Below are 23,188 nucleotides of genomic sequence, written 5' to 3'. Positions count from 1 at the left end.
GCGCGCGAGCGTATCAGTTTTTGTTACCGCCATCGAGCAATGCCTCAAAATCCTTTGCCTGCATGGGGCGGTAGTAGAGGAAGCCCTGAGCGTAGTGGGCACCCATTTGGAGCAGCATGTTCGCCTGCTCGTTTGTCTCGACGCCTTCGATTACAACGGGCAGATGGAGCGATTGCGCCATCTCGAGCATTGATGAAACGATTTGCGCGCTACGGCTTTGATCGCGGTCGGTGGGCACAAACGTGCGATCAAGCTTGATGACGTCGACGTTGACGTTCTTGAGCATCGCGAGCGTAGACTGGCCGGTGCCAAAATCGTCCATGTAGGTCGAGAAACCGCGAGTGTGTAGGTCGGCCGTCAGCTTATCCACGGCCTCGGACTCTCCCGTATAAGCCGTCTCGGTGATCTCAATGCGCATGAGCTCGGGCGGTAGGTTGTATTGGGCGGCAAGCGCCCCCATATGCTCGGCGACGTCGCAGGCAAGGATATCCACGCGCGACACATTGAGCGAGATCGGAACTACGCGCAGCCCTCGATCGATGCACTCACGCAGCCACGAGGCGACGCCCTGCCAAACATATTTGTCGAGCGTCACCACAAAACCGCTTTCCTCGAGAGCGGGGATAAAGGTGGTAGGTGAAATGAGGGAGCCATCCTTGTCAATCCAGCGTGTGAGCGCCTCGGCGCCAACGATCTCGCCGGTTTCCATGTCGACCTGGGGCTGCAAGTAGTAGGTAATGCGGCCGTTTGAGAGCGCATACTGGAATTCGGTCAGCGTGCGGTGGAACGCGATTTCGTGTTCGTATTCCTCGGGGCGGAAAATGGCAATGCGCTCCTTAAAGTCGTTTTTTGCGCGCCGATTGGTAAACATGGCTTTGGCCTGCGCATCGATGGTGATTTCCTCGTTGGAGTCGATGGGGTAGACGCCCATGGACGGCCAGAAGCCCACGCCGTCATCATGCTTGGCCACGGCCTGGCGAATGCGGCTATAGATCTGATGGACGGTGTCGTGTTCAAAGGGGATGAGTACGCAAAAATCGTCTTGGCCCCAGTACCCTGCGACGCCCATGGCGGCATTCTCGATGTCCTTGAGAACCGTGCCCACATCGGCGAGTACGCGGTCGCCCTCGGCCTGTCCGTGCCATTCGTTGAACAGTCGCATGTGCCCCATATCGACGGTGGCGATACACCAGGCGCCGTTGCGCCTTGTCTCGAGAAATTCGTTGGCGCGGCGCATAAACTCGCTGGGTCGATAGAGACCCGTGAGCGGATCGATGCGTTCGGCGATGGCGCTTTTGCGCTCCACCTCGGGTATGGGGAGGCTGTCGTTGGGAACAAGCCCGCCGGCCGTGCGAATGCGACGGTCGAGTTCGCCTAAAACGGCGGCCGTTTGATTGGTCAGGTGCTCGTAAAAGGCCGGAACGACAAGACAGACGGGGGTAATAGTGTCGCCCGCGATTCGAACGGGAGCGAAAACGGCCTCTTTGAGATGTTGGATCAGTTGCTCGAATGCTTCGTGATCCAAATTGTTGCTAAGCACGACGAACTGGGCGTTGCGTGAACGGAAGACGCGACTCCTGCCGCGAGTAATCGACAGCATGCGGCCTGCGTATTCGGCGAGCATGTTGTCGACGGCCTCGGCCCCGTAGAGCTCGTTGAGCTTTGCCGTGCCGCGAACGCGCACTGCTATAAGCCCCGTCTCGCAACGGTCGCGACGGCAGGCATCGATAGCGTTGATCAGCGTGCGCTGTGTTCCGAGACCCGTGGCGGCGTCGACGGTCTCGGCAAGCGAGTGGTTGACGAGCTCGCCGACATAGAGCGAGGGGACATTTCCGTCGCCGTCGATACGAAACCCGCGAGCACGGCCGAGGATGTAATCGCCGGCGGCATTGCGCACGCGGTACTGCATGACGTGACGATGTTTGGAGCCGTCATAGATTTGGTCGATGTCGTTGGTATAGGCCTCAAGGTCATCGGGATGGACACGCGTTTTCCAGTAATCGTGGCAGTTGTCTATATGCTCCGAAGGAAGACCAAGATCGCGCAAGGCGCCTTGTGACCAAAGGGTTCGATGTTTGTCCAAGTTCTCGATAAAGAAATATCGGCCTTCGTTGAGCATCGAAAGGGCGTCGAAAATGCGATCGCTTATTTCGAAGTCGTCGGTGTGGGCTTGTGCGATATTGCGTCGATCAAGGTGCACGGCATGACGTAGCTTGTAGTCGTACATGCGATGATCGGCATCGTTCGTCAAGCGATTGGGGGCTTCGCCCAGGGCGGGGTCGGCGTGTGCCACTCCGTAGCTAAACGAGTGAGGCATCTTGGAAGCGTTGTTTTCGAGCAGTACCGTTCGGCAGTGTTCCAGACGTTCGGCAAGGTCGTCCTCGGTCGCAATCGTAGATAGGATGGCGAACTCGTCGCCCCCCAGACGAAATGCCGCCTCGTCCACCTTCATATACAGTTTGAGATAGAGGCTCACCTGCAAGATATAGCGGTTGCACTCGTCATGTCCAAAGATGTCGTTGCAGTGCTTAAGGTTATCGATGTCGATAAACGCCATGGTCACGGGCAGTTCCTGCTCCCAGAGTTCCTCTAAGGAACGGGTAAAGCCGCCGCGGTTGCCAAGTCCGGTGAGCTCGTCGGTAAAGGCGGTCCTGATCAGATCGTCCTGACGCTCCAGAAGGTCACGGATGGTCTTTTCGAGCGTTTCGGTATTATTGCTGGCGTTATCCATACTGTAAGCGGCTTTCTGAGGTCGGGGCGGATTGCGTCGGGCGAGCTCGTTGTGCACATGCGTTGCTGCTCAACGCCTTGCGTGTTTCCAAGCCCCCGCCTTGCTGCGTCGTTGGGTTTATTTGTCGGTTCGTGCTCTCGGCTGATAACTACTGAGTAGTATAAACAAGTGTATGGAATTATGTAGGGGTGCCCATGTTGCGGGCGGCCATTATTCGCCAAACGGTAACGCGACGATGTTCGATGAAAATGCGACTGAGACGATATTTGTTGATGGGTATACTTGTTCCGTTTTAAAACGCAGGAACGGAGATGGTCGCATGGCACAGTCAAATATGACGCGCACGGTGGGGCTGGCGCTCGAGGGAGGCGGCTACCGCGGTATGTATACGGCGGGCGTGCTCGACGTTTGGATGGAGCACGGTTTGACCTGCGACCATATGGTGGGCGTCTCGGCGGGCGCGGCATTTGGCTACAACTTTAAATCGCGCCAGATCGGCCGCGCCATTCGCTATAACAAGGCCTATTGCGCCGACAAACGCTATGCGAGCGTGACCAGCTGGCTGCGAACCGGCGATATGTTCAATGCCGATTTTGCCTATCACGAGGTGCCCATCGAGCGCGATCCCATCGACCTGGAGGCGTATCGCGCCTGCCCCATGCGGTTTACGTGCGTGTGCACCGATATCGAGACGGGCAAGGCCGTCTACCACGACCTGCCCTATGGCGACGAGCGGGATATCGAGTGGATCCGGGCATCGTCGGCGATTCCTGTGGCGACGCGTCCCGTTGCTATTGACGGGCATAAGTATCTGGATGGTGGCGTGGCTGATTCTATTCCCAGCGCATGGCTGTTTGCGCAGGGGTATGACCGCAATATCGTGGTACTCACGCAGCCGGCGGGCTTTGTGAAGCAGCCCAACAGCGTGATGCCCATGCTGCGGCGCGTGTTCCGTCACTATCCGGAGTTTGTTGCAGCGCTTGAGCATCGGCATGAGGTCTACAATGCCACGCTCGATGACCTGGCACGTCGAGAGGCTGCCGGGGAAATCTTTGTGGTGCGGCCGAGCGAATCGGTGAAGGTGCCGTCGCTGTGCCGCGAACCGGATGAGCTCGAGCGCATCTACCAGGTCGGCCGCCACGATGCAGAGGCGACTTTGCCGGCGTTGGAAGCGTATCTGGCGGGGTAAGGGTCGCATACGGAAAGCGCATCCCGGAATGGAGGCCCAAACTGGGATGCGCTTTCCATTGCTGAAGATATGAGGCTGCGAATCAGCTGTTCGGCCTATGCCTATGCCTGCTGCCAGGTGTCGACAAGCTCCTTGGCCGCGGCGTAGGGATCGTCGGCGCTGCAGACGGCGCTCACCACAAAGAAGCCGTCGACGCCGGTTGCCTTAAGCTGCGGCAAGTCGGCCGTCTTAACGCCGCCGCCCACCACGATGGGCACGGGGCTTGCCGCGTGGAGTGCGGCCAGGTCCTCAAAGCTCTTGGTGATGATGGAGCCATCGGCTGCGCGTCCGCAGTCGCGCTTGGTCTCGGTCTCGTGGAGCGGGCCGATGCCCAGGTAGTCGACCAGACTCATGTCGGCGGTCTTGACGTACTCGAGCATTTCCTCGCAACGGGCCGAAAGGCCCACGATGGCGTCGGGGCCCAGCAGCTTGCGACAGACCTCGACGGGAATATCGCTCTGGCCCACGTGCACGCCGTCGACCGCAATGCCCTGCTCGCGTGCGGCGAGTACGCAGTCAAGGCGGTCATCGATCAGCAAGGCGACCTGACCGGTCTTGCCGGCCTGTGCGATTGCCTGCGCGGCGTCGCCGGTCAGCGCAATGATCTCGCGGGCGCTTGCCACCTTGGAGCGCACCTGAATGCAGGTAAAGCCGGCGTCGAGCGCCTGGGCCACCACATCGCCCACGGGGCGTCCGAGGGTGTTTTCGGGGCCGAGCACCAGATAGGCCGAGATATCAAGGTTGTCGCGGATGCTCATCGTGCTTCCTCCTGCTTTTTGATCTGCGCTTCCATGCGCTCGAGTTTGCCGGTCATGGTGTCGGTAAATCCAGGTCGAATATCGGCTTTGAGCACGACTTCGGTTCGGATGCCCTTGTTCGCTAACACAAAGGTCGCGTCGCGCACGACCTGCATGACCTCGTCCCAGTCGCCCTCGATCTCGGTGAACATCGAGGTGGTGCGGTTGGGAAGGCCGCTCTCGCGAATGACGCGCACGACCTCGGCGACCTCGGCGGACAGTTCATCGCCGGTGCCGCACGGGGCGATGGCCACAGCGACGAGCGTGTTCATGCCGGCATTGGTTGCGGGCTCGGACATGGCTTATGCCTCCTCGAGCTCGAGTTGGTTATCGGCGATGTCTTGGGCGGTTGCGCGGTAGAGCTCGTCGATAAAGGCGACCTTAAAGCTTGCCGGGGCATCGGCGACGGCGGCGGCACGCGTGCCGGCGACGTTGTAGACGGCGGTACCGCAGACGGCTGCCGTAAACGGATCGGCAGCGCAGGCGTACACGGCCAGCACGCCGCCCTGCGAGCAACCGCAGCCGGTAATCTTGGACATGAGCGGGCTGCCGCCGTGGGATTTGGCCACGGTCGTGCCGTCGGTAATCAGGTCGACTTCGCCCGAGACCACAACGGCGCCGCCGGTGTAGCGAGCGAGCGCCACGGCGGCATCGCGGGCGGCGTCGACCGTGTCGGTGGTATCGACACCGCGCACGCGACTCAGATCGGCCGCTTCGCCCTCAAGGCCCCACAGGCCGGCGAGCGCGATAATCTCGGAGGCATTGCCGCGCACGATGGCGGGTTTGTACTGCTTGAGTTCGTTTACCAGTTGGGTGCGCAGGCTGCCGATGCCCAGGCCCACCGGATCGAGCACCCAGGGCTTGCCGGCGTCGTGTGCCGCCTTGGCCGCGCGGGGAATCGTCTGCTCGTAGATGGGGAAGAGTGTGCCCATGTTCAGATAGATGGCGCCGCCGCCGGCAACGAGCGCCTCGCCCTCGTCGGGCAGATAGACCATGGCGGCCGATCCGCCCACGGCGAGCTGCGCGTTGGCGACAAAGTCAATCGTCACCGTGTTGGTGATGGAGCCCGCCATCGGATTGTTGGCACGAATCTCCTCCACGGCCTTGACCACGTTTTGCTTGAGCTGTTTCGAATCGATCACTGCACATGCCTCCTTGGCATAGAAAAGGGGCGCTGTGCATAGACAGCGCCCCTAAAAAGGCGGCATGCTCCCTACGCCAGCATTAACTGACAGGTTCAAAGGATTGGGCCCCATGCCCTCTCAGCCTTGTGGTTTGCACCGCCGGCACTCCCGCATCGAATCTGTTGTTCCCTATACTAGCGCACCTGCCAAAAAGGGACAGGTTTATTTTGGCAGGTAACAACTGGGGCTTTGCGTTTTCCCAGATAAAACCTGCCAATATAAACCTGTCTCTTTTTGGCAGGTCGGTACAATAGACGGGATTAAGAATGACCGAGGGGGCCTTATGATTAAACTTGTGCTGACCGATATGGACGATACGCTGATTCCAGCCGGGCATGACGGCGCCAGCGACTACGCCATCGAGGGCATTCATGCCATGCAGGCGGCGGGTCTGCACTTTGGCCCGGTTTCGGGTCGCCAGCCCTCCGCGATGGGCTGGATGTTCCGCAATCGCGCCGAGTGCTTCTCGACCGGCGCGTTCTGCAACGGCCAGGTCATGTTTGTGGACGGCGAGGTGGTAGCCTCGCATGCGACCGACAACGCCGCCCTTATGCGCTTGGCTGACTACTTGGAGCAAGAGACCGACGATACGTATCTGAAGGTCTACGGCCTGGGTGATGACTTTTGGGGCAACGATGCCTATTGTGTGACGAGTGACCCCGAGCGCGTGCGCCGCGCCATGGAGTCGGGCGGCAACGCATGGCTCAAGGGCGAAGAGGCCCCGTGCCGTCCTGTCGTCGATGACGCGTCGGTGTTCAAGGCGAATATCTGGAGTGCTCGTTCGCGTGAGGAGCTCGCGGAGCTACGCGAGCGCGTTGCCGCTGAGGTGCCGGAACTCTCGCTCGTGTTTCCCAACAATCGTGTGCGCCTGTTCGACATTCTTCCAGCAGGTTGGGACAAGGGTTGCGCTGCGCTGGAGCTGGCGCGCGCTTTGGACCTGACGTCCGACGAGGTGGCCGTATTTGGCGATTCCGATAACGACCTGCCCATGATCGGTGCCGTCCCCAACTCCGTTACAGTCGCCAATGCCAACGAGGCCGTCACGGCTGCCGCGCGCTGGCATATCGGCGCTGCGGCAGACGATGCGGTTGCCGGGGCTCTGCATCAGATTGCCGCCTGCGCCGCGACGGGGGAGATGCCGTCGTTTATGCGTCAGGCAGATGCGGCGGGTTCGGGTTTCGCGGACGTCTAGGGAGGCCATCATGAAGCTTCAACAGCTCAGGTATGTCGTCAAAGTTGCCGAATGCGGCAGCATCACCGAGGCCTCGCGCCGGCTCTTTGTGTCGCAGCCTTCGATTACCGCGTCGATCCGCGATCTCGAAAACGAGATGGGTGTGCACATCTTTGAGCGCACCAACAAGGGTGTCATTGTGTCCGAGGAGGGCGAGACCTTCTTGGGCTACGCGCGCCAGGTGCTCGATCAGGCGGATCTGCTCGAAGGCAAGTACAAGGGCGCGTCCGAGCAGGTGCCGCACTTTAGTGTGAGCTGCCAGCATTATTCCTTTGCCGTTAATGCGTTTGTCGATGTAATCCGCGAGTTCGATGCCGCGCGCTACGACTTTACCCTGCGCGAGGAGCAGACCCACGAGATTATCGAGGATGTCGCGCACATGAAAAGCGAGCTGGGCATCCTATATCTGTCCGAGCACAACCGCGAGGTCATCGAGCGCATGCTGGTGGCCAACGAGCTCGTGTTCGAAGGGCTCTTCTGCGCCACGCCGCATGTCTTCGTCTGCGCCGACCATCCGTTGGCGGACCGCTCCAGCGTGACGCTAGAGGATCTGGAAGACTACCCGTTCCTGTCCTATGAGCAGGGCAGCTATAACTCGTTTTATTATTCTGAGGAGCTGACCTCGACCTTTGAGCGTCGCAAGAATATCCGCGTGCGCGACCGTGCGACGCTGTTCAACCTAGCTATGGGCCTTAACGGCTACACGGTGTGTTCGGGCGTGATTAGCCACGAGCTCAATGGCCCCGGTATTATCTCGATTCCGCTCGATGTGGACGAATACATGGAGATCGGCATTATCACGCGCAAGAACACGACGCTCACGCGCTATGGGCAGGCCTATATCGACGCGATTCGTCAGCACATCTAGACTGCTGCGTTCTGCGCGGGTCAAATCTCTTTATGGCAGTCCAAACTGATATAGGAAACATCTATATCAAACTGTTATAAACATATATTTTACGATGTCCATATGAGCGCTCATACTCTGTCCCAGTAAAGCAACCAATGCAAAGGGAGATATCTATGAGCACTTCGATTCAACCGAACGCGCCGTTTCGTGCCGATATCGTCGGCAGCTTTCTTCGTCCGCAGGCCGTAAAGGATGCCCGCGCTGCCTATGCGGCAGGCACGCTTGACGCCGAGGGGCTTAAGGCCGTCGAGGATGAGGCCATTCGCGACCTAGTGGACAGGCAAAAGGCTGCCGGCCTGCAGGTGATTACCGATGGCGAGTTCCGCCGCAGCTACTGGCACCTCGATTTTATGTGGGGGCTGAACGGCGTCGAGCGTCGCACCTCGCGTACAGGCTATATGTTCCACGATGAGGAGACTACCGCCGACACTGCCGTGGTAACCGGTCCCATTAACGGCGAGAATCATCCGTTCGTCGAGCACTTCAAATTTGTCAAGGCGCTCGAGGGGGAGGGCCAGATTGCGCGCCAGACCATTCCGGCACCGATCCAGACGTTCTCCGAAGTCACGCTCGACCGCTGCGATGGCCAGCAGGAGAGTCTGCACGCCGTCTACAAGACCGACGAAGAGCTCGCCGATGCCATTGCCGCAGCATACCGCACCGTGATTGCCGACCTGTATGCCGCGGGCTGCCGCAACATCCAGTTTGATGACTGTACCTGGGGTATCTACTGCGACACCGATTTCGTGGCAAAGACCGGTATGAGCCCGGTTGATCTGCAAAAGGTGAGTGAGCTGGGCGTGGCGCTCAACAACGCCGCCATCGAGGGCAAGCCCGATGACCTTGTCATTAACACGCACGTGTGCCGTGGTAACTACCACTCTACCTATGCCTTCGAGGGCGGCTATGACCCCATCGCGCCGTACCTGTTCGCACACGAGAACGTCGATGCGTTCTATCTTGAGTTCGATACGCCGCGTGCCGGTGGCTTTGAGCCGCTCAAGTACGTTGCCCCCGGCAAGAAGGTCGTGTTGGGCCTGGTGACCACCAAGGCGGCAGAGCTCGAGGACGAGGATGCCATCGTCGAGCGTATTCACGAGGCGGCAAAGTATGTGCCGCTCGAGAACCTGTATCTGTCTCCGCAGTGTGGCTTTGCCAGCTGCGAGATTGGCAACAAGCTGACCGAGGACGAGCAATGGGCAAAGATCGCGCTGGTCAAGCGCGTTGCCGAGCGCGTTTGGAAATAGCGGTAACGTTCGCAGGTGACGGCGCATGCGAGACATGGCGTATCGCGTACAATGGTTCGGATCGTATCGTTCGGGCAGGTTATCCGATATGCCCGATCGCCCTTCCATTCGAAAGGACATCCATGTCCCAGTCTTCGACGCCCGCCGTCACCGATGCCATCTACGATGCATCGTCGCTCGGCCGCCCGCGCATGTTTTTGCTCGGTCTGCAGCACCTGTTTGCCATGTTTGGCGCCACCGTGCTGGTGCCTGTGCTCACCGGCCTCTCGGTATCGGCAACACTATTGTTTGCCGGCTTGGGCACCCTGCTGTTCCACTTCCTGTCGCGCGGTAAGGTCCCTGCATTCCTGGGATCGTCGTTTGCCTTTATCGCAGGCTATGCTGCCATTGCGCCGAACGGTGAAGCCGAGCTTTTGCCCTACGCTTGCCTGGGCGTTGCCTGCGCCGGTCTACTCTATCCGGTACTCGCGGCACTCTTCCGCGCGTTTGGTGCCAAGCGCGTCATGCGCTTCTTCCCGCCGGTGGTGACTGGTCCTATCGTCATTTCCATCGGCTTGATCCTGGCAAGCTCCGCCATTGCCAACTGCCAGACCAATTGGCTCGTCGCCGTTATCGCCGTGGCAGTGATCGTCATCTGCAACATCTGGGGCCGCGGCATGGTCAAGATTGTGCCGATTCTGCTGGGCGTCGTGGTGAGCTATGCCGTTGCGGCCGCGTTGGGTGAGGTTGATTTTTCGGGCGTTGCCGCCGCGCCGTGGGTCGGTCTTCCCATCGTGTGGGACAACACCGTGTTTGCGCTCTTTGGCCCGCAGTTCGATAGCGGTCTTGCCACGACGGCCATCATCACCATCATGCCGCTGGCTTTCGCGACCATGATCGAGCATATCGGTGATATCTCCGCTATTGGCTCCACCTGTGAGCGCAACTACATTGCCGATCCCGGCCTGCATCGCACGCTGCTCGGCGATGGTCTCGCCACGATTCTGGCGTCGCTCTTTGGCGCTCCGGCCAACACCACGTATGGCGAGAACACCGGCGTGCTCGCCCTGACGCGCGTGTTCGACCCGCGCGTGATTCGCATTGCCGCGTGCTGCGCCATCGTGCTTTCGTTCTGCCCCAAGTTCGCTGCCGTAATCGCCGCCATGCCGGCATGCGTTATCGGTGGCGTGTCGCTCGTGCTCTATGGCATGATCAGTGCCGTGGGCGTACGCAACCTCATTGAGAACCAGGTCGATTTCCAGAACAACCGCAACGTGCTGGTGGCCGCTCTGGTACTCGTGCTTTCGCTCGGCATTGCGTACAGCACCGCCGGTGCCATCGTGCTGGAGCTGGGCGGCGTGACGATTTCGCTCTCGGGCCTTGCCGTTGGCTCGCTGGTGGGTATTGTGCTCAACGCGATTCTGCCGGGTAATGACTTCGAGTTTGATGTCTCCGAGCTCGAGGAGGCTGCTAAGTAGCGGCTGCGTTCAGCTAAAACAAAATAAATGGCGCCCATGCGTATGCACGCGTGGGCGCCATTTTTAATGCGTCAGTATCCAGTGGATGCCGCGGGCCATGCGCAAGTCGGTTTGGGCAAAGTGGTTGCCGGGGTTGAGCTCCAGCGTCGTGGGAATACCACGTTCGCCGAGCAGTTTTTCCATGGCGCGCGTGTCGTCGAGTACATGCCGCATCATGCGGTTGGGCGTCTTGGTTTCCTTTTTGCCGAGTGACAGATAGACGGCCTGCGGGTTGCCGGCAAAAGGGGTCGTGCTGGCGCGATCGACAAAGTCGGGAAACCACAACGACCCCGATGCGCTTGCGGCGCGGCTAAAGGCGTCGGTTTGCCAGAGGGACCAGAGCGCGAAGAGGCCCGCGAGCGAGTAGCCGGCAATGCCGCGCCAGGTGGGCGGCTGAGGAAGCGACGACTCGGCCTCTGGGATTATCCAGTTCAACAGCTCATCGAGAAATCCGGATGCCTGACCGCCAAAGGGCTCGGCATCGCGCACGGTTCCGTCGCATCCCCAGGGGCTCAGCTCGCGATTCCAGTTGAGGCTGCCAATGCCGACAAGCGTGAAGGGCGGGCAGTTGAGCTCTCGGCAGCGTTCATAAACCTCCGTGCCGTCGCCCATGACCACGGGAAGATAGATGACTGGTGCGCTTTCGGCATGCTGTGCATGAACGGTTATCTGCTTTTGATACGCTTCCATGACGGGCTTCTCTCGGCGTTGTGATATCGACGGCCCCCATTGTCGCACGCCGGCTCATGCAGATTGGGCTAGACCAAAGACAATCTCGTGCATACCCTGCGGACGCATATGGAAAACGCCACCGCCGGAGGGGAGCTCGGCGGTGGCGTTGTTAAACGGTGCTGGGACTCGGGGCCTTCGCGGGAGCTGCCATGTGCGCAGAGGCGTCTAAGAGCGCTTGCGGCTCGCCATGGTGCCTGCGGCGATAGCAGCTGTTCCCGCAAGGACGGTTGCCACGATGGCCGCACCCGAGGTGTCGCCGGTTGCCGCGAGCGCGCCGGTAGTCTTGGCTTTCGTGATTGAAGCCGCAACGGCCTTGGTCGGCTTTGAGCCCTCAGGCTTGGGGTTCTGCTTGGACTCCGCGGGCTTGCTTTCTGCGGGCTTGGTCTCGTCGGGCTTGGGGTCTTCCGGCTTGGCTACCTCGGGAGGTGCGATGACCATGCTCTTGGCGACAGCTTCGTTATAGGGGGAGTCGATCACAGCGTCGCCCGTGCCGATGGCTTGGCCTGCCTCGTAGATGCCGTCACGGAGCTTGCGATAGTCAATGACCTTGCCGCCTTCGGGCGTCTGGATGGCGGCGTCCTCAATCTTGATGGTGCCGATTGTCTTGCCGTCAGCGCTCATGGCACGGGCAAAGATTGCCGCTGTATCTCCTTCGGCCGTTACCTTGCTGCGGATGATCGAGATGACTGCGGGTGTGACGCCCTCGCTGGTCTGGGCGATGATGCCGATGTTCTCGCCTTGGGGCTCGGGGCTCGTCTCACCATCTTGGTTTTCGCTGTAGGGGATGGGGCCGTCGCCGTTCTCGACATAGCGGGCTATGGCCTTGACAACGGAGTCGCTGATGTAGATGTGGCCACCCTCCTCGTTGGGTCGATCGTTTCTGGTGGAGAATGCAGCCGAAACCTCGCCTTCCGCAAACGCGTCCACGGTGGAGCCGTTCTTGACGACGATATCGTCTTGGTAGGTGAAGAGGGCAATGGCGCCACCGTATCTGCCTTTACTTGTGCGGACTGTCACGTTTGCATGATCGAGTGTGATGCCCTTGTGGGCATAGACGCCATATTCAACACCGTTTGCGTTGAGGGAGGCGTTTGTGGCTGCGAGGCTGCCCTTGGCCTCGACGGCGGCGTCTTTCTCGGAGCTCGCCTTGACCTGGCTGCCGTCCGAGATATTGATGTTGCCGCCGCTCCAAATGGCCTCACCATCGGCTGAGCTTGCCTCGACTGTGCCGCCACCCTTGATGGTGAGGTTCTTGTCGGTTCCGATACCCTTGTCCTTGGTAGCCCTGGCGGTGACGGCCCCGCTGTCGTCAATCGTGATATTGCCGTTTGCCCTGATGCCATCCGATACGCCCGTGGCGTTGACGTTGCCCGAACCTTTGATAGCGAGATCGCCCTCGGCGTCGATGGCATCAAACCCAGCGCTCGTGGCGTTGACGGATCCGGCTCCGTCGATGTTGATATTACCCGTGGAGAGGATAGCGTCCTCAGTAGATGTCACGCTGAGCGTGCTGCCCGCGTCGCCTTGGATATTGAGCTCGGCGTTCTCATTCTTGCCATGAGAAGCCTTGATGCCTTCGATCCAGTCGGCAGTGACGATGTTGTTTCCCGAGTAATTCACGTTGAGCTTGCCTGCGGCCTGGATCTCGCCGCCGTTATAGTTGTTGAGCTTCAAGTCGTCGGCGCCGTCCCACGACCAGGTGCCGGTCTCGTCGCCCGCCGCAGTGCCGGCGTTGTATTTGGTTTCGCCGACCTTGACCCATTCCGCCGCGAGCGAGACGCTCGGCATGAGCAGCGAGCTCACCGTGAGCGCGCACACGGCGCCTACGACGATGCGGCGCGTCACGCGGCGCCAGCTGCCGTGCGCGAGTCCTATGCGACGGCGAACGTCGGGTTCGGCAACATGGGTTCCGGCGGTAGTGTCATTGCGTTTGGGGGTCGTGAACAAGGCTGCCATGGTTGCTCCCGTTCTCATAGGGCCTATACGGCTAGATTCAGCGTATCTGCTGGATGTTGCCGGCGGTAGTGCCGTTTGGAGGGCAAAATGGCCAAAATGGGGGAGAAATAGGCCGCACGCCGGCGCAGGGACCGACGCTAAAAGAAAAGCGCGGGGCCGCATGGCGACTCCGCGCTTTATTGTTCAGCTTTTGCAGCCTTGCCCTTACGCTACGAAGAAGTAGACGGGGAAGGCAAGAGCCGCGATCCACCCGTCCTGTGCGAAAAAGTGTTTACGAGCGTTTGCGACTCGCCAGGGCGCCTGTGACGATAGCGGCCGTTCCTACAAGGGCGGTCGCTATGATGGCTGCGCTCGAGGCGTCGCCGGTTGCCGCGAGTTTGCCGGCGGTCTTGGCTCCCGTGGCTGCAACTGCAACGGTCTTGATCGTCTTCGCGCCCTCGGACTTGGAACCCGGCTTGGTCTCGCCGGGCTTTTCCTCGGGTTTGGTCTCCTCGGGAGGCGCGATGAGCGTGTGCTTGGCGACTGCTTCGTTGTAGGGGGAGTCGATCACGGCGTCGCCCGTGCCGATGGTTTGACCCGCCTCGTAGACGATGCCGTCGCTGAGTTCTTCCTTGTTGCGATAGTCAATGACCTTGCCGCCTTCAGGCGTCTGGATGGTGGCTCCTTCGATTTCGATGGTGCCGATCGCCTTGCCGTCCGCGCTCATGGCAAGGGCGAAGATTGCCGCCGTGTCTCCCTCGGCCGTGACCCTGCTGCGGACGATCGAGATGGTCGCGGGCGTGATGCCCTCGCTGGTCTGCGCGAAGATGCCGATGTTCAGGCCCTCGGACTCAGGGATGATTTCGTCGTTTTGGTCTCCACTGTAGTGGTCGGGGCCGTCGCCGCCGGTCTCGGCATAGCGGGCTATGGCCTTGACAACGGAGTCGCTGATGTAGATATGGCCACCCGCTTCGCCGGAGTAGAAATTACTGGTGGAGATTGCAACCGAGAACCTGCCTTCTGCGAGCGCATCCACAGTCGAGCCGTTCTTGATGACGATGTCGTCCTCATCGGTGAAGAGTGCGCTGACTTCCCCGCCATCTGAGCTTGCGCGGACCGTCACGGTCGCGCCATCGAGCGTGATGCCCTTGTAGACATAGATGCCATACCCAACGCCACCTGCGTTGAGGGAAGCGTTCGTGACCGTGAGGCTGTTTTTACCGTCGATGGCGGCGTCTTCCTCGGAGCTTGCCTTGACCTGGCTGCCACCCGAGATCTCGATACTGCCGTCGGCCCAAATCGCATTGTCCTCGATAGAGCTTGCCTCTACCTTGCCGCCGCCCTTTATGATGAGGTTCTCGTTAGCATCGATACCCTGATCCTCGGTGGCCTTGGCGGTGACGGTTCCGCTGTTGTCGATCGTGATGTTGCCGTCGGCCCTGATGCCATCCGAATCGCCCGTGGCGTTAACGTTTCCCGAGCCCTTGATGGCGACATCGCCCCCGGCATCGATGGCATCGTGCTCGGTGCTCGTGGCGTTGACAGTGCCAGCGCCGTCGATGTTGATGTTGCCGACGGAAGTGATGGCGTCACGAGAAGATGCCACGTTGAGCGTGCTGGACGCGTCGCCCTGAATATTAAGCTCGGCGTTCTCGTTCGCGCCATCCTTAACCTTGATGCCGCGGCCGTCGTCGTTAGTGACGGTGTTGTTGCCCTCGTAGCTCACGTTGAGCTTGCCCGCTGCCTCGATCGCGCCGCCGTTATAGCCGTTGAGCTTCATGTCGTCGGCGCCGTCCCAGGCCCAGGTGCCGGCCTCGTCGCCTGCTGCAGTGTTGTACTGAGTGCCGCCGACGTTGACCCACTCGGCCGCGAGTGAGACGCTCGGCATGAGCAGCGAGCTTGCCGTGAGCGCGCATACGGCGCCCACGACGATGCGGTGTGTCACGCGGCGCCAGCTGCCGTGTGCGAGCAGCGTGCGACGGCGTGCGTCGGGCTCGATAAAATGGGCTCCAGAGGTTTTGTCATTGCGCTTGGGGGTCGTGAACAGGGCGGCCATGGTTGCTCCCATCCTCATAGGGCCTATGCGATTACGCCCAGCATATCTGCAGGATGTAGCCGGCGGTAGTGCCGTTTGGAGGGCAAAATGTCCAAAACTTGGGAAGCAATACATCGCGCGTCCGTGCGTTGCCTGGCTTTAAAAGAAAAGCGCGGAGCCGCTCGATGCGACTCCGCGCTTTTGTGTTCTGCTTTGGCAGACTGCGCCGTTACGCCACGAAGAAGTAGACGAGGAAGGCAAGGGCTGCAATCCACATGAGCGGCTTGATCTTGGAGGCCTCGCCCTTAAAGAGCGCGACGATCACGTAGGCGATAAAGCCCAGGCCAATGCCGGCAGAGATGGAGTAGGTGAAGGGTACGCCGGCGACAATCATGAACGCCGGGAAACCCTGCGACACGTCGGACCAGTCGATCTCGGAGGCCTCGCTCATCATGAGGTAGCCAACGTAGACCAGAGCACCGCAGGTGGCGGCGCTGGAAACGATGGTGACGATGGGGGAGAAGAACGCGGCGAGAATGAACAGCACGCCGGTGGTGACGGAGGTGAGGCCCGTGCGGCCACCGTCGGCGGCGCCGGAAGTGGACTCGACGAAGGTGGTGATGGAGGAGACGCCCATGAAACCGCCCACAGCAGCGGCGGCGGAGTCGACGATCAGGATCTCCTTGATATTCTCGACGTTGCCGTCGTCGGTGAGGAACTCGCCCTGCTTGGCCACGGCCATCGCGGTGCCCATGGTGTCGAAGAAGTCACTCATGAGCAGCGAGAACGAGATGACGAGGAGCGTGGGGTCGGTAAGGACCTTGACGATGGCGGGCACGCCGCCGGCGTCGGCGATGGGGCCGCCGATGCTCGAGAAGTCGAGCGGGGCGATGATGCCGGTCGGAGCCTGGGTCACACCCAGGGGGATACCGGCGATAACGGCGACGATGATGCCGATGAGCAGCGAGCCGGGGACGTTGCGGCAGGCGAGGGCGACCGTCACCAGGATGGAGATGATGCCGACGATGAAGGTGGGGGAGGTGATGTCGCCCAGACCGACGAGTGTACCGGCGCCAGCGGTGATAATGCCGGCATCGCACAGGCCAATCATGGCGATGAACAGGCCCAGACCCACCGAGATGGCGTGACGCAGGACAACCGGGATGGCGTCCATGATGGCCTCGCGCAGGCCACAAAGCACGAGCAGCAAGATGACGACGCCCTCAAGGAAGATGACGCTCATGGCCACGTGCCAGTCACCGCCGCAGACGGTGGTGGTGATTCCAGCGATCATCGCGTTGACGCCTAAGCCCGACGCGCATGCGAGCGGACGGTTGGCGAAGATGCCCATGCAGATGGTCATGATGCCGGCGCCCAGGCAAGTGGCGCAGGCGAGCGCTCCCGCATCGATGCCGGCGCCCGAGAGCACTGCGGGGTTGACGGCGATGATGTAGGCCATCGCCAGGAATGTTGTCAGTCCAGCGCGAAGTTCGGTCCCGATTGTGGACTTGCGCTCACTGACGTGAAAAAGTTCGTCCATGCATACCCTTTCCTTGTTCGGCCCCGAGTTTAGGCCGATTGACACGAACCCACCCACTATATCGCCTTTGTGAAGTTGGTGTTCCTCACATGTTGATGTTCGGCGGTTTGTAACGGACGGGCGGTATCTTTCGCATGAAATTGTGTAGGTACCGTATACTTAAGCGGTTACAACGACCCCTATGGAGGAACGTATGATTAAAGAGCTTTGCCACGACGAGGCTATCCTGTCCCAGCGTTGCGAGGTTGCGACCGTCGAGGACGAGTCGGTTGCTCAGGACCTGATCGATACCATCAAGTCGCTCGACGATGCCGGCTGCCTTGCCGCTAACCAGATTGGCGTTACCAAGAAGGTTTGCGTCTACCTGGACGACGCCGGCGAGCCCCACGTGCTCTACAACCCCCGTCTGGTGTTTGGCCTGGGTGCCAGCAAGATGGAGGAGAGCTGCCTGACGCACGAGGAGGTCACCAAGTCCACGCGCTATATCAAGTGCAAGGTTGCCTTTGACCAGATCGTCGACGGCAAGATGAAGGAGTGCCGCCGCGATTACGCAGGCTTTGAGGCGCAAATGATCCAGCACATGATTGATCACTGTCTTGGAAAGTTGGTCTAAGGGGACCAAAGCACCGCACCTCGTCGTTTTTAGTCCGGGTATGACATTGTTGTCATGTCCGGACTTTTTTGTTTAGCGCTCCTTTGTTTGGTGACAATGACCTTAGTAAGAACATTGAGCTAGGAGGCGCTATGTGCACGAGCATTCGATTTACCGATAATTCCGGCCACATGTATCTGGGCCGCAACCTCGACTGGAGCTTTGGATACGGCGAGCAGGTTCGCGTGGTGCCCCGCGGGTTCCACATCCCGTACTCGTTTATCGACGATGCGACGGCGGCGCATGCGGTAATCGGTATGTGTATCGATTACAAGAACTATCCCATGTTTTTCGATTGCGGCAACGATGCGGGCCTGGCTGTGGCGGGGCTCAACTTTCCCGGCTATGCCGAGTATGCCGAGGGGCCGGTTGATGGCAAGACCAATATCGCGGCCTACGAGTTTCCCCTGTGGGTGGCGGCGACGTTCTCGACGGTCGACGAGGCCGAGGCTGCACTGCGCGATACGGTGATTGTCGCCAAATCTGCCGGCGAGGGCCTGGGCGTGTCGCTGCTCCATTGGATTATCGGCGACAGCCAGCGCAGTATCGTGGTCGAGATGATGGCCGACGGCCTGCATGTATACGACGACCCGGTCGATACCCTTGCCAACCAGCCGACTTTCCCGTGGCATATGGAAAACCTGCGCACCTATATCACCGCCACCAGCGATTTTCCGCAGACGGCGACATGGCGCGCCGCCGAGCTCAAGCCCTATGGCGCTGGTGCCGGCATGCGCGGTATTCCGGGCGACTGCTATTCGCCGAGCCGTTTTGTAAAGGCGGCCTACCTCAATGCCAATTACCCGCAAAAGGGCAGCGAGGCCGAAAACGTCGTCCGCATGTTCCGCTCGCTCGAGGGCGTGGCGATGATCGAGGGAGCGTCCAAGATGGGCGACGGCAAGTTCGAGAAGACCATCTACACCGGATGCTTTAGCGCGCGTACGGGCAATTATTACTACGCGACCTACGATGACCCATCGATTCGCTACGTGAGCCTGATGGATGCCGAGGGCGCGAGCCCCGATAGGCTCGTGGTTCCCGAGCCGCGTCGTTCGTAGCCCATAGCTTTACTGCAATGCAAAATGGCCCTGCATCTCCCGTGAGGTGCAGGGCCACTGCGACCTGGGCTTTATCCCGCATGCGCCCCGAGAAAATGTCCCTTAAGCGCGCGCTGCCTGGGCGATACCAGCCTTGGTGCTTGCGCGTTTGCCGGCGAGTTCGCAAAAGACCGCGCCGCCGATGATGAGCGCGGCGCCCATCAGGCGGACCGGCGTTATGCCTTCGCTCAAAAGGATGGCGGAGAACACAACGGCCGAAAGCGGCTCGAGGTAGCCGACAACCGCGACGGTCTGCACGGGCAGCCTGGCGACGGCGCTAAAGTAAAGCAGGCAGCCGACGCCGGTGTTGACGACGCCGAGCATAGCGACGGCACGCCAATCGATGCTTGCGGCGATACCGGGGGAAAAGAACGAGGGGGCGCCTTGGGTGACGAGCGTGAGGACCAGCGCGGTCACAAAGGCGGCGCTCACCTGGAGTGCAGAGTTCTCGAGGCCTTCGATGTGTGGCGCGCCTTTGCTGGCGATGACCATCAACGCGTAGCAGAAGGCCGAGGCAATGCCACAGACGATGCCCGCAATGGGCATGTTGCCGCCGAGATCCTGCGCTGCAACGAGAAAAGCGCCGCAGGCGACGGCGATAAAGCCGGCGATTTTGCCCCCGGTCAGTTTTTCGCCAAAGATAAACGGCGAGAGGGCCATGACGATGATGGGGCCGCAGTAGTACAGCAGCGAGGATACGCCGACGCCGATCGTCTGATAGGCGCGGAACAGAAAAATCCAGCTGGCGCCCAACGCAGCTCCCGAGAGGATCAAGGCCACAGCTTCGCGAGGGCGGGATGGAGCCTGCAGGTTATGGCGCTTGGTTATGAAGAGGATGGCGGCAAGGGTGAGAGCGCCCAAAAACGTGCGCAGGAGCACGATATCGGAGCTCGGCAGCGCGATGGCAGCGGCGATGATGCCATTGGAGCCAAACAATAGCAATGCTGCTAAGTACGTAAACAGTCCGTTGTTCATGCGCTGACATCCCCTATATATCCGAACATGTTCACTATGGGTGAACTGGCTTTAGAAGAAAAGCGAATATAATGCATGGAAAACATGACAAAAACTCATGCAAGGGTGGGGGTGTACCGTGGAGACCAATATCCAAAAGATGCAAGTGCTGCTCGAGACGGTGCGTGCCGGCAGCTTTACGCGTGCTGCAGAGCGCCTGAGCTATTCGCAATCGGGCGTGAGCCGCATGGTGGCCGACCTCGAGGCCGACTGGGGCTTTAAGGTGCTCGACCGCAGCCGCGAGGGCGTGACGCTTTCTGCCGACGGGCGGCAGGTCATGCCGGCTGTCGAGGCGCTCTGCGAGGAATTCATTCGCTTGCAGCGGCGTGTGGATGAGATGCGTGGGCTCATGCGTGGCAAAATCTGCATCGGTACGTTTTCGAGCGTGGCGACCCACGTGCTGCCGCCGGTGATCGCGCGTTTTCGCGCCGATTATCCAGACGTCGATTACGAGTTACTGATGGGCGACTATTCAGAGATTGAACAATGGGTGGCGCAGGGCCGCTGCGATCTGGGCTTTATCCCGCATGAGTCCCGAGAAAATGGCATGACATCGCGATCTTTGGTGCGCGACGAGTTGATGGCGGTGGTGCCGACAGACTCTCTGCTTGTTAGTGAGGGGGCCGTCTCGCTTGCCGACTTGGCCAACGAGCAGTTTATTCTGCTGGAACGCGGCACCGATGACGAGATTACGCCGCTGTTCCGTCGGGCGGGGCTGACGGTGCGCTCAAAACTGTCGACCTGGGATGACTATGCGATTATGGCCATGGTCGAGGACGGCTTGGGCGTGAGCATCCTTCCGGCGCTCATCTTGCGGCGCTGCCAGTTCAATGTCGCCATTCGTCCGCTCGAGGGACGTCCCCATCGGCAGATTAACGCCATATATCGAACGGCCGACGTTTCGCTTGCCGCCGCTCGTTTTCTCGAATATCTCTAGGCGAGCGCATACCGTTGTCGCTTTGGGATAAATCTCGAGGTGTGGTTCGCTTTATTATTGAAATTGAACTTTTCGAAAGAGCACGGCGCTATACTGCTTGCTAAATTGAACCTTGGTTCAATTCGTGTTCTATAAATTGAACTTTGCCAGCAAGGAGGTTCCTGTGGCCCAAGAGACGTTTAGCGATCGCCTGCGACAGGCTATGTCCGATCGCGACGTTCGCCAGTCGGACGTGATCCGCGCATCGGAGATGCTCGGCAAAAAACTCGGCAAGAGTCAGATGAGCCAATATGTGAGCGGCAAGACGATCCCGCGGCGTGATGTGGCAGAGCTGCTCGCCCGTATTTTGGAGGTCGATGTTACCTGGCTGCTCGCCGGTGACGCCGATCAAGGCGAGACATCATCGCCCCGCAACGTTTCCAAGCCCGAACTCAATCCCTCAGCCCAAATTGCAAGGAGCGTCCCCATGCGTACTTTTTCTAAATCCACCAAACTCGACAACGTCCTCTACGACGTCCGCGGCCCCGTCGTCGATGAAGCCGCCCGTATGGAGGACGAAGGCGAGCGCATCCTCAAGCTCAACATCGGCAACCCTGCGCCCTTTGGTTTTCGCACGCCCGATGAGGTCATTAAGGATATGCGCCAGCAGCTGCCCGACTGCGAAGGCTATTCCAACTCGCGCGGACTGTTCTCCGCGCGCAAGGCGATCATGCAGTACTCGCAGATCAAGGGCCTGCCCAATGTTCAGATGGAGCACATCTACACGGGCAACGGCGTGTCCGAACTCATTCAGCTTTCGATGAACGCACTGCTCGACAATGGCGACGAGATTCTGATCCCCAGCCCCGACTATCCGCTCTGGACGGCGTGCGCAACCCTTGCCGGCGGTCATCCCGTTCACTATCTGTGTGATGAGCAAGCGGATTGGTATCCCGATCTGGAGGATATGGAGTCCAAGATCACGAGCGCGACCAAGGCCCTCGTCATTATCAACCCCAACAACCCCACGGGTTCCGTCTATCCGCGCGAGGTGCTCGAGGGTATCGTCGAGGTTGCACGCAGGCATCAGCTGATGATCTTTGCTGATGAGATCTACGACCGCCTGTGCATGGACGGCTACGAGCACGTCTCGATTGCCTCGCTCGCTCCCGACCTGCCCTGCGTCACCTTTAGCGGCCTTTCCAAGTCGCACATGATTGCGGGCTATCGTATTGGCTGGATGGTGCTTTCGGGCAACCAGCGCTGCATGAGCGACTTTATTATGGGCATCAACATGCTCTCGAACATGCGCCTGTGCTCCAACGTGCCGGCTCAGTCAATCGTCCAGACGGCACTCGGTGGACACCAGTCCGTCAACGACTACATCCGTCCCGGCGGCCGTGTCTACGAGCAGCGCAACTTTGTGTATGAGGCGCTCAACAAGATTGACGGCATCTCGGTGGTCAAGCCGCGTGCGGCGTTCTATATCTTCCCCAAGATGGATGTCAAGAAATTCAACATCACCGATGACGAGCAGTTTGCCCTTGACCTGCTACACGAGAAGAAGATCCTGATCACCCGCGGCGGCGGCTTTAACTGGGCCGAGCCCGACCACTTCCGCATCGTGTACCTGCCGCGCATGGAAGTGCTCAAGGAGTCCCTCGAAGACTTGGCTGACTTCTTCGATCACTATCGCCAGTCGTAGGGGATTAGATATGTGCCGCCGCGAGAACTGAAGCGTCGCAGGATAGGCAAACGACAGCGAGCGAGCCGCATTTGCGCCAAGGTGACGTGAAGCGAAAGGGCGCTGACCTTTTGGTCGCGCCCTTGAAGCTGAACGTCAGATTGGTGTGAATGCGGCTCGCGCAGCGTCAAGCGGTCCGCCGTTCGGTAGAACGGCGGAACTATACAACGATTCCGCAACAGTGGTCGATTTCGTGTTGGATGATCTCGGCGGTGTAGCCCGAGAAGTTCTTGATGCGGTGGACGAAGTTCTCGTCCAAATACTCCACCTTAATGCGACGGTAGCGGGTACAGGGGCGCTCGCCGATCAACGAGAGGCATCCTTCGCTCGTCTGATAGGCATTGACCTGCTCAAGAATTTGAGGGTTGTACATCAGCAGCGCCCTGTTGCCGTCCTTTACGCAGATGATGCGTTTGCGCACGCCGATCATGTTGGCGGCGAGGCCAACGCACTCGTGCTCATGCTCGAGGAGCGTATCCAGGAGGTCCTGCCCGGTCGCGGCATCATCGGGCCCTGCGTCTTCGGAGGGCAGGCGCAAAAAGAACTCGGATTTCATGATGGGCTTAATCATGGCGGGCTCCTCATGTCTCATGCTTTCGTGGACTTTTGATAATAGCGCGGAAGGAAAGCTGTGCGTCTGCGTTACAATCTTTCGACGTTGGACCATGTTGCCAAACTCGTCGCGTGCGGCGTCTGGCG

General features: G+C 59.9%; 19 protein-coding genes and 1 riboswitch. Of the genes, 9 read left to right on the top strand and 10 right to left on the bottom strand.

From position 1 onward, the window contains the following. Window positions 1-13: 13 nt before the first annotated feature. Window positions 14-2,731 (bottom strand): EAL domain-containing protein, encoded by a 2,718-nt coding sequence (locus tag DW136_RS02765; protein WP_118288997.1) that lies wholly within the window; start codon window positions 2,729-2,731, stop codon window positions 14-16. A 319-nt stretch (window positions 2,732-3,050) separates the two neighbouring features. Here DW136_RS02765 and DW136_RS02760 point away from each other — a divergent pair, with 319 nt between their 5' ends. Beyond that, a complete protein-coding gene (locus DW136_RS02760) occupies window positions 3,051-3,920 on the top strand; it encodes a patatin family protein (protein WP_187365011.1) in 870 nt (289 codons plus the stop codon). A 101-nt stretch (window positions 3,921-4,021) separates the two neighbouring features. Here the strand turns inward: DW136_RS02760 and DW136_RS02755 are convergent, their stop codons facing one another. The 3 genes from DW136_RS02755 to thiM are packed head-to-tail and all read right to left on the bottom strand — an operon-like array spanning window position 4,022 to window position 5,898. Beyond that, window positions 4,022-4,717 (bottom strand): thiamine phosphate synthase, encoded by a 696-nt coding sequence (locus DW136_RS02755; RefSeq protein ID WP_006234517.1) that lies wholly within the window; start codon window positions 4,715-4,717, stop codon window positions 4,022-4,024. Further along, complete coding sequence (locus DW136_RS02750; protein WP_233502661.1) at window positions 4,714-5,055, bottom strand: thiamine-binding protein; 342 nt, start codon at window positions 5,053-5,055, stop codon at window positions 4,714-4,716. The genes DW136_RS02755 and DW136_RS02750 overlap by 4 nt, the downstream gene beginning before the upstream one ends. A 3-nt stretch (window positions 5,056-5,058) precedes the next feature. After that, window positions 5,059-5,898, bottom strand: coding sequence for a hydroxyethylthiazole kinase (gene thiM, locus DW136_RS02745; protein ID WP_118288996.1), 840 nt, complete (start codon window positions 5,896-5,898; stop codon window positions 5,059-5,061). A 51-nt stretch (window positions 5,899-5,949) separates the two neighbouring features. Next, window positions 5,950-6,060: riboswitch (TPP riboswitch) on the bottom strand. 163 nt (window positions 6,061-6,223) lie between these two features. Here thiM and DW136_RS02740 point away from each other — a divergent pair. From DW136_RS02740 to DW136_RS02725, 4 genes are all read left to right on the top strand, one after another. After that, window positions 6,224-7,132, top strand: coding sequence for an HAD-IIB family hydrolase (locus DW136_RS02740; RefSeq protein ID WP_117790766.1), 909 nt, complete (start codon window positions 6,224-6,226; stop codon window positions 7,130-7,132). 10 nt (window positions 7,133-7,142) lie between these two features. After that, complete coding sequence (locus DW136_RS02735; RefSeq protein ID WP_117636881.1) at window positions 7,143-8,039, top strand: LysR family transcriptional regulator; 897 nt, start codon at window positions 7,143-7,145, stop codon at window positions 8,037-8,039. A gap of 155 nt (window positions 8,040-8,194) precedes the next feature. Then, the gene (locus DW136_RS02730; protein ID WP_233540260.1) at window positions 8,195-9,328 is read left to right on the top strand and encodes a 5-methyltetrahydropteroyltriglutamate--homocysteine S-methyltransferase; all 1,134 of its coding nucleotides are present in this window, start codon (window positions 8,195-8,197) and stop codon (window positions 9,326-9,328) included. A 122-nt stretch (window positions 9,329-9,450) separates the two neighbouring features. After that, the gene (locus tag DW136_RS02725; protein WP_117582868.1) at window positions 9,451-10,785 is read left to right on the top strand and encodes a uracil-xanthine permease family protein; all 1,335 of its coding nucleotides are present in this window, start codon (window positions 9,451-9,453) and stop codon (window positions 10,783-10,785) included. Window positions 10,786-10,848: 63 nt separating this feature from the next. Here the strand turns inward: DW136_RS02725 and DW136_RS02720 are convergent, their stop codons facing one another. The 4 genes from DW136_RS02720 to DW136_RS02705 all read right to left on the bottom strand — a co-directional run bounded on the left by DW136_RS02720 (window position 10,849) and on the right by DW136_RS02705 (window position 17,066). Continuing rightward, window positions 10,849-11,514, bottom strand: a complete 666-nt coding sequence (locus DW136_RS02720; protein ID WP_117582869.1) for an alpha/beta hydrolase — start codon at window positions 11,512-11,514, stop codon at window positions 10,849-10,851. Between the two features lie 207 nt (window positions 11,515-11,721). After that, complete coding sequence (locus tag DW136_RS02715) at window positions 11,722-13,512, bottom strand: carbohydrate-binding domain-containing protein (RefSeq protein WP_158571422.1); 1,791 nt, start codon at window positions 13,510-13,512, stop codon at window positions 11,722-11,724. A 271-nt stretch (window positions 13,513-13,783) separates the two neighbouring features. After that, window positions 13,784-15,547, bottom strand: coding sequence for a carbohydrate-binding domain-containing protein (locus DW136_RS02710; protein ID WP_158565759.1), 1,764 nt, complete (start codon window positions 15,545-15,547; stop codon window positions 13,784-13,786). 208 nt (window positions 15,548-15,755) lie between these two features. After that, window positions 15,756-17,066, bottom strand: a complete 1,311-nt coding sequence (locus tag DW136_RS02705) for an NCS2 family permease (protein WP_117636875.1) — start codon at window positions 17,064-17,066, stop codon at window positions 15,756-15,758. A 193-nt stretch (window positions 17,067-17,259) separates the two neighbouring features. Here DW136_RS02705 and DW136_RS02700 point away from each other — a divergent pair, with 193 nt between their 5' ends. Continuing rightward, window positions 17,260-17,679 carry a peptide deformylase gene (locus DW136_RS02700; protein ID WP_035137017.1) on the top strand — a complete coding sequence of 140 codons (420 nt, stop codon included), beginning with the start codon at window positions 17,260-17,262 and terminating at the stop codon, window positions 17,677-17,679. Between the two features lie 131 nt (window positions 17,680-17,810). After that, on the top strand, window positions 17,811-18,776 hold the full coding sequence (bsh, locus tag DW136_RS02695; RefSeq protein ID WP_117636874.1) for a choloylglycine hydrolase: 966 nt from the start codon (window positions 17,811-17,813) through the stop codon (window positions 18,774-18,776). A gap of 102 nt (window positions 18,777-18,878) precedes the next feature. Here the strand turns inward: bsh and DW136_RS02690 are convergent, their stop codons facing one another. After that, on the bottom strand, window positions 18,879-19,790 hold the full coding sequence (locus DW136_RS02690) for a DMT family transporter (RefSeq protein ID WP_118288994.1): 912 nt from the start codon (window positions 19,788-19,790) through the stop codon (window positions 18,879-18,881). 118 nt (window positions 19,791-19,908) lie between these two features. Between DW136_RS02690 and DW136_RS02685 the strand changes: the two genes are divergently transcribed. Together DW136_RS02685 and DW136_RS02680 are read left to right on the top strand one after the other, a co-directional pair. Beyond that, window positions 19,909-20,766: a LysR family transcriptional regulator gene (locus tag DW136_RS02685; RefSeq protein ID WP_233546518.1), complete on the top strand. Its 858-nt coding sequence runs from the start codon at window positions 19,909-19,911 to the stop codon at window positions 20,764-20,766. 202 nt (window positions 20,767-20,968) lie between these two features. Further along, the gene (locus DW136_RS02680; RefSeq protein WP_117758301.1) at window positions 20,969-22,450 is read left to right on the top strand and encodes an aminotransferase class I/II-fold pyridoxal phosphate-dependent enzyme; all 1,482 of its coding nucleotides are present in this window, start codon (window positions 20,969-20,971) and stop codon (window positions 22,448-22,450) included. 199 nt (window positions 22,451-22,649) lie between these two features. On the opposite strand, the gene DW136_RS02675 is transcribed toward DW136_RS02680, so the two are convergent. Continuing rightward, the gene (locus tag DW136_RS02675) at window positions 22,650-23,060 is read right to left on the bottom strand and encodes a peptide deformylase (protein ID WP_117758252.1); all 411 of its coding nucleotides are present in this window, start codon (window positions 23,058-23,060) and stop codon (window positions 22,650-22,652) included. Window positions 23,061-23,188 lie beyond the last annotated feature (128 nt).

The organism is Collinsella sp. AM12-1 (genome assembly GCF_003472325.1).
GTDB lineage: Bacteria > Actinomycetota > Coriobacteriia > Coriobacteriales > Coriobacteriaceae > Collinsella.
The sequence above is the reverse complement of the archived record's forward strand: the minus strand, read 5'-3'. Positions and strand labels throughout refer to the sequence as shown.

Bases quoted from the DNA above. Each gene is read 5' to 3' on its own strand.
- DW136_RS02720 (WP_117582869.1), bottom strand. From the start codon at position 11,514: ATGGAAGCGTATCAAAAGCAGATAACCGTTCATGCACAGCATGCCGAA.
- DW136_RS02730 (WP_233540260.1), top strand. From the start codon at position 8,195: ATGAGCACTTCGATTCAACCGAACGCGCCGTTTCGTGCCGATATCGTC.
- DW136_RS02705 (WP_117636875.1), bottom strand. From the start codon at position 17,066: ATGGACGAACTTTTTCACGTCAGTGAGCGCAAGTCCACAATCGGGACC.
- DW136_RS02725 (WP_117582868.1), top strand. From the start codon at position 9,451: ATGTCCCAGTCTTCGACGCCCGCCGTCACCGATGCCATCTACGATGCA.
- DW136_RS02760 (WP_187365011.1), top strand. From the start codon at position 3,051: ATGGCACAGTCAAATATGACGCGCACGGTGGGGCTGGCGCTCGAGGGA.
- DW136_RS02750 (WP_233502661.1), bottom strand. From the start codon at position 5,055: ATGTCCGAGCCCGCAACCAATGCCGGCATGAACACGCTCGTCGCTGTG.
- DW136_RS02690 (WP_118288994.1), bottom strand. From the start codon at position 19,790: ATGAACAACGGACTGTTTACGTACTTAGCAGCATTGCTATTGTTTGGC.
- bsh (WP_117636874.1), top strand. From the start codon at position 17,811: ATGTGCACGAGCATTCGATTTACCGATAATTCCGGCCACATGTATCTG.
- DW136_RS02715 (WP_158571422.1), bottom strand. From the start codon at position 13,512: ATGGCAGCCTTGTTCACGACCCCCAAACGCAATGACACTACCGCCGGA.
- DW136_RS02765 (WP_118288997.1), bottom strand. From the start codon at position 2,731: ATGGATAACGCCAGCAATAATACCGAAACGCTCGAAAAGACCATCCGT.
- DW136_RS02700 (WP_035137017.1), top strand. From the start codon at position 17,260: ATGATTAAAGAGCTTTGCCACGACGAGGCTATCCTGTCCCAGCGTTGC.
- DW136_RS02680 (WP_117758301.1), top strand. From the start codon at position 20,969: ATGTCCGATCGCGACGTTCGCCAGTCGGACGTGATCCGCGCATCGGAG.
- DW136_RS02675 (WP_117758252.1), bottom strand. From the start codon at position 23,060: ATGATTAAGCCCATCATGAAATCCGAGTTCTTTTTGCGCCTGCCCTCC.
- DW136_RS02710 (WP_158565759.1), bottom strand. From the start codon at position 15,547: ATGGCCGCCCTGTTCACGACCCCCAAGCGCAATGACAAAACCTCTGGA.
- DW136_RS02740 (WP_117790766.1), top strand. From the start codon at position 6,224: ATGATTAAACTTGTGCTGACCGATATGGACGATACGCTGATTCCAGCC.
- DW136_RS02755 (WP_006234517.1), bottom strand. From the start codon at position 4,717: ATGAGCATCCGCGACAACCTTGATATCTCGGCCTATCTGGTGCTCGGC.
- DW136_RS02735 (WP_117636881.1), top strand. From the start codon at position 7,143: ATGAAGCTTCAACAGCTCAGGTATGTCGTCAAAGTTGCCGAATGCGGC.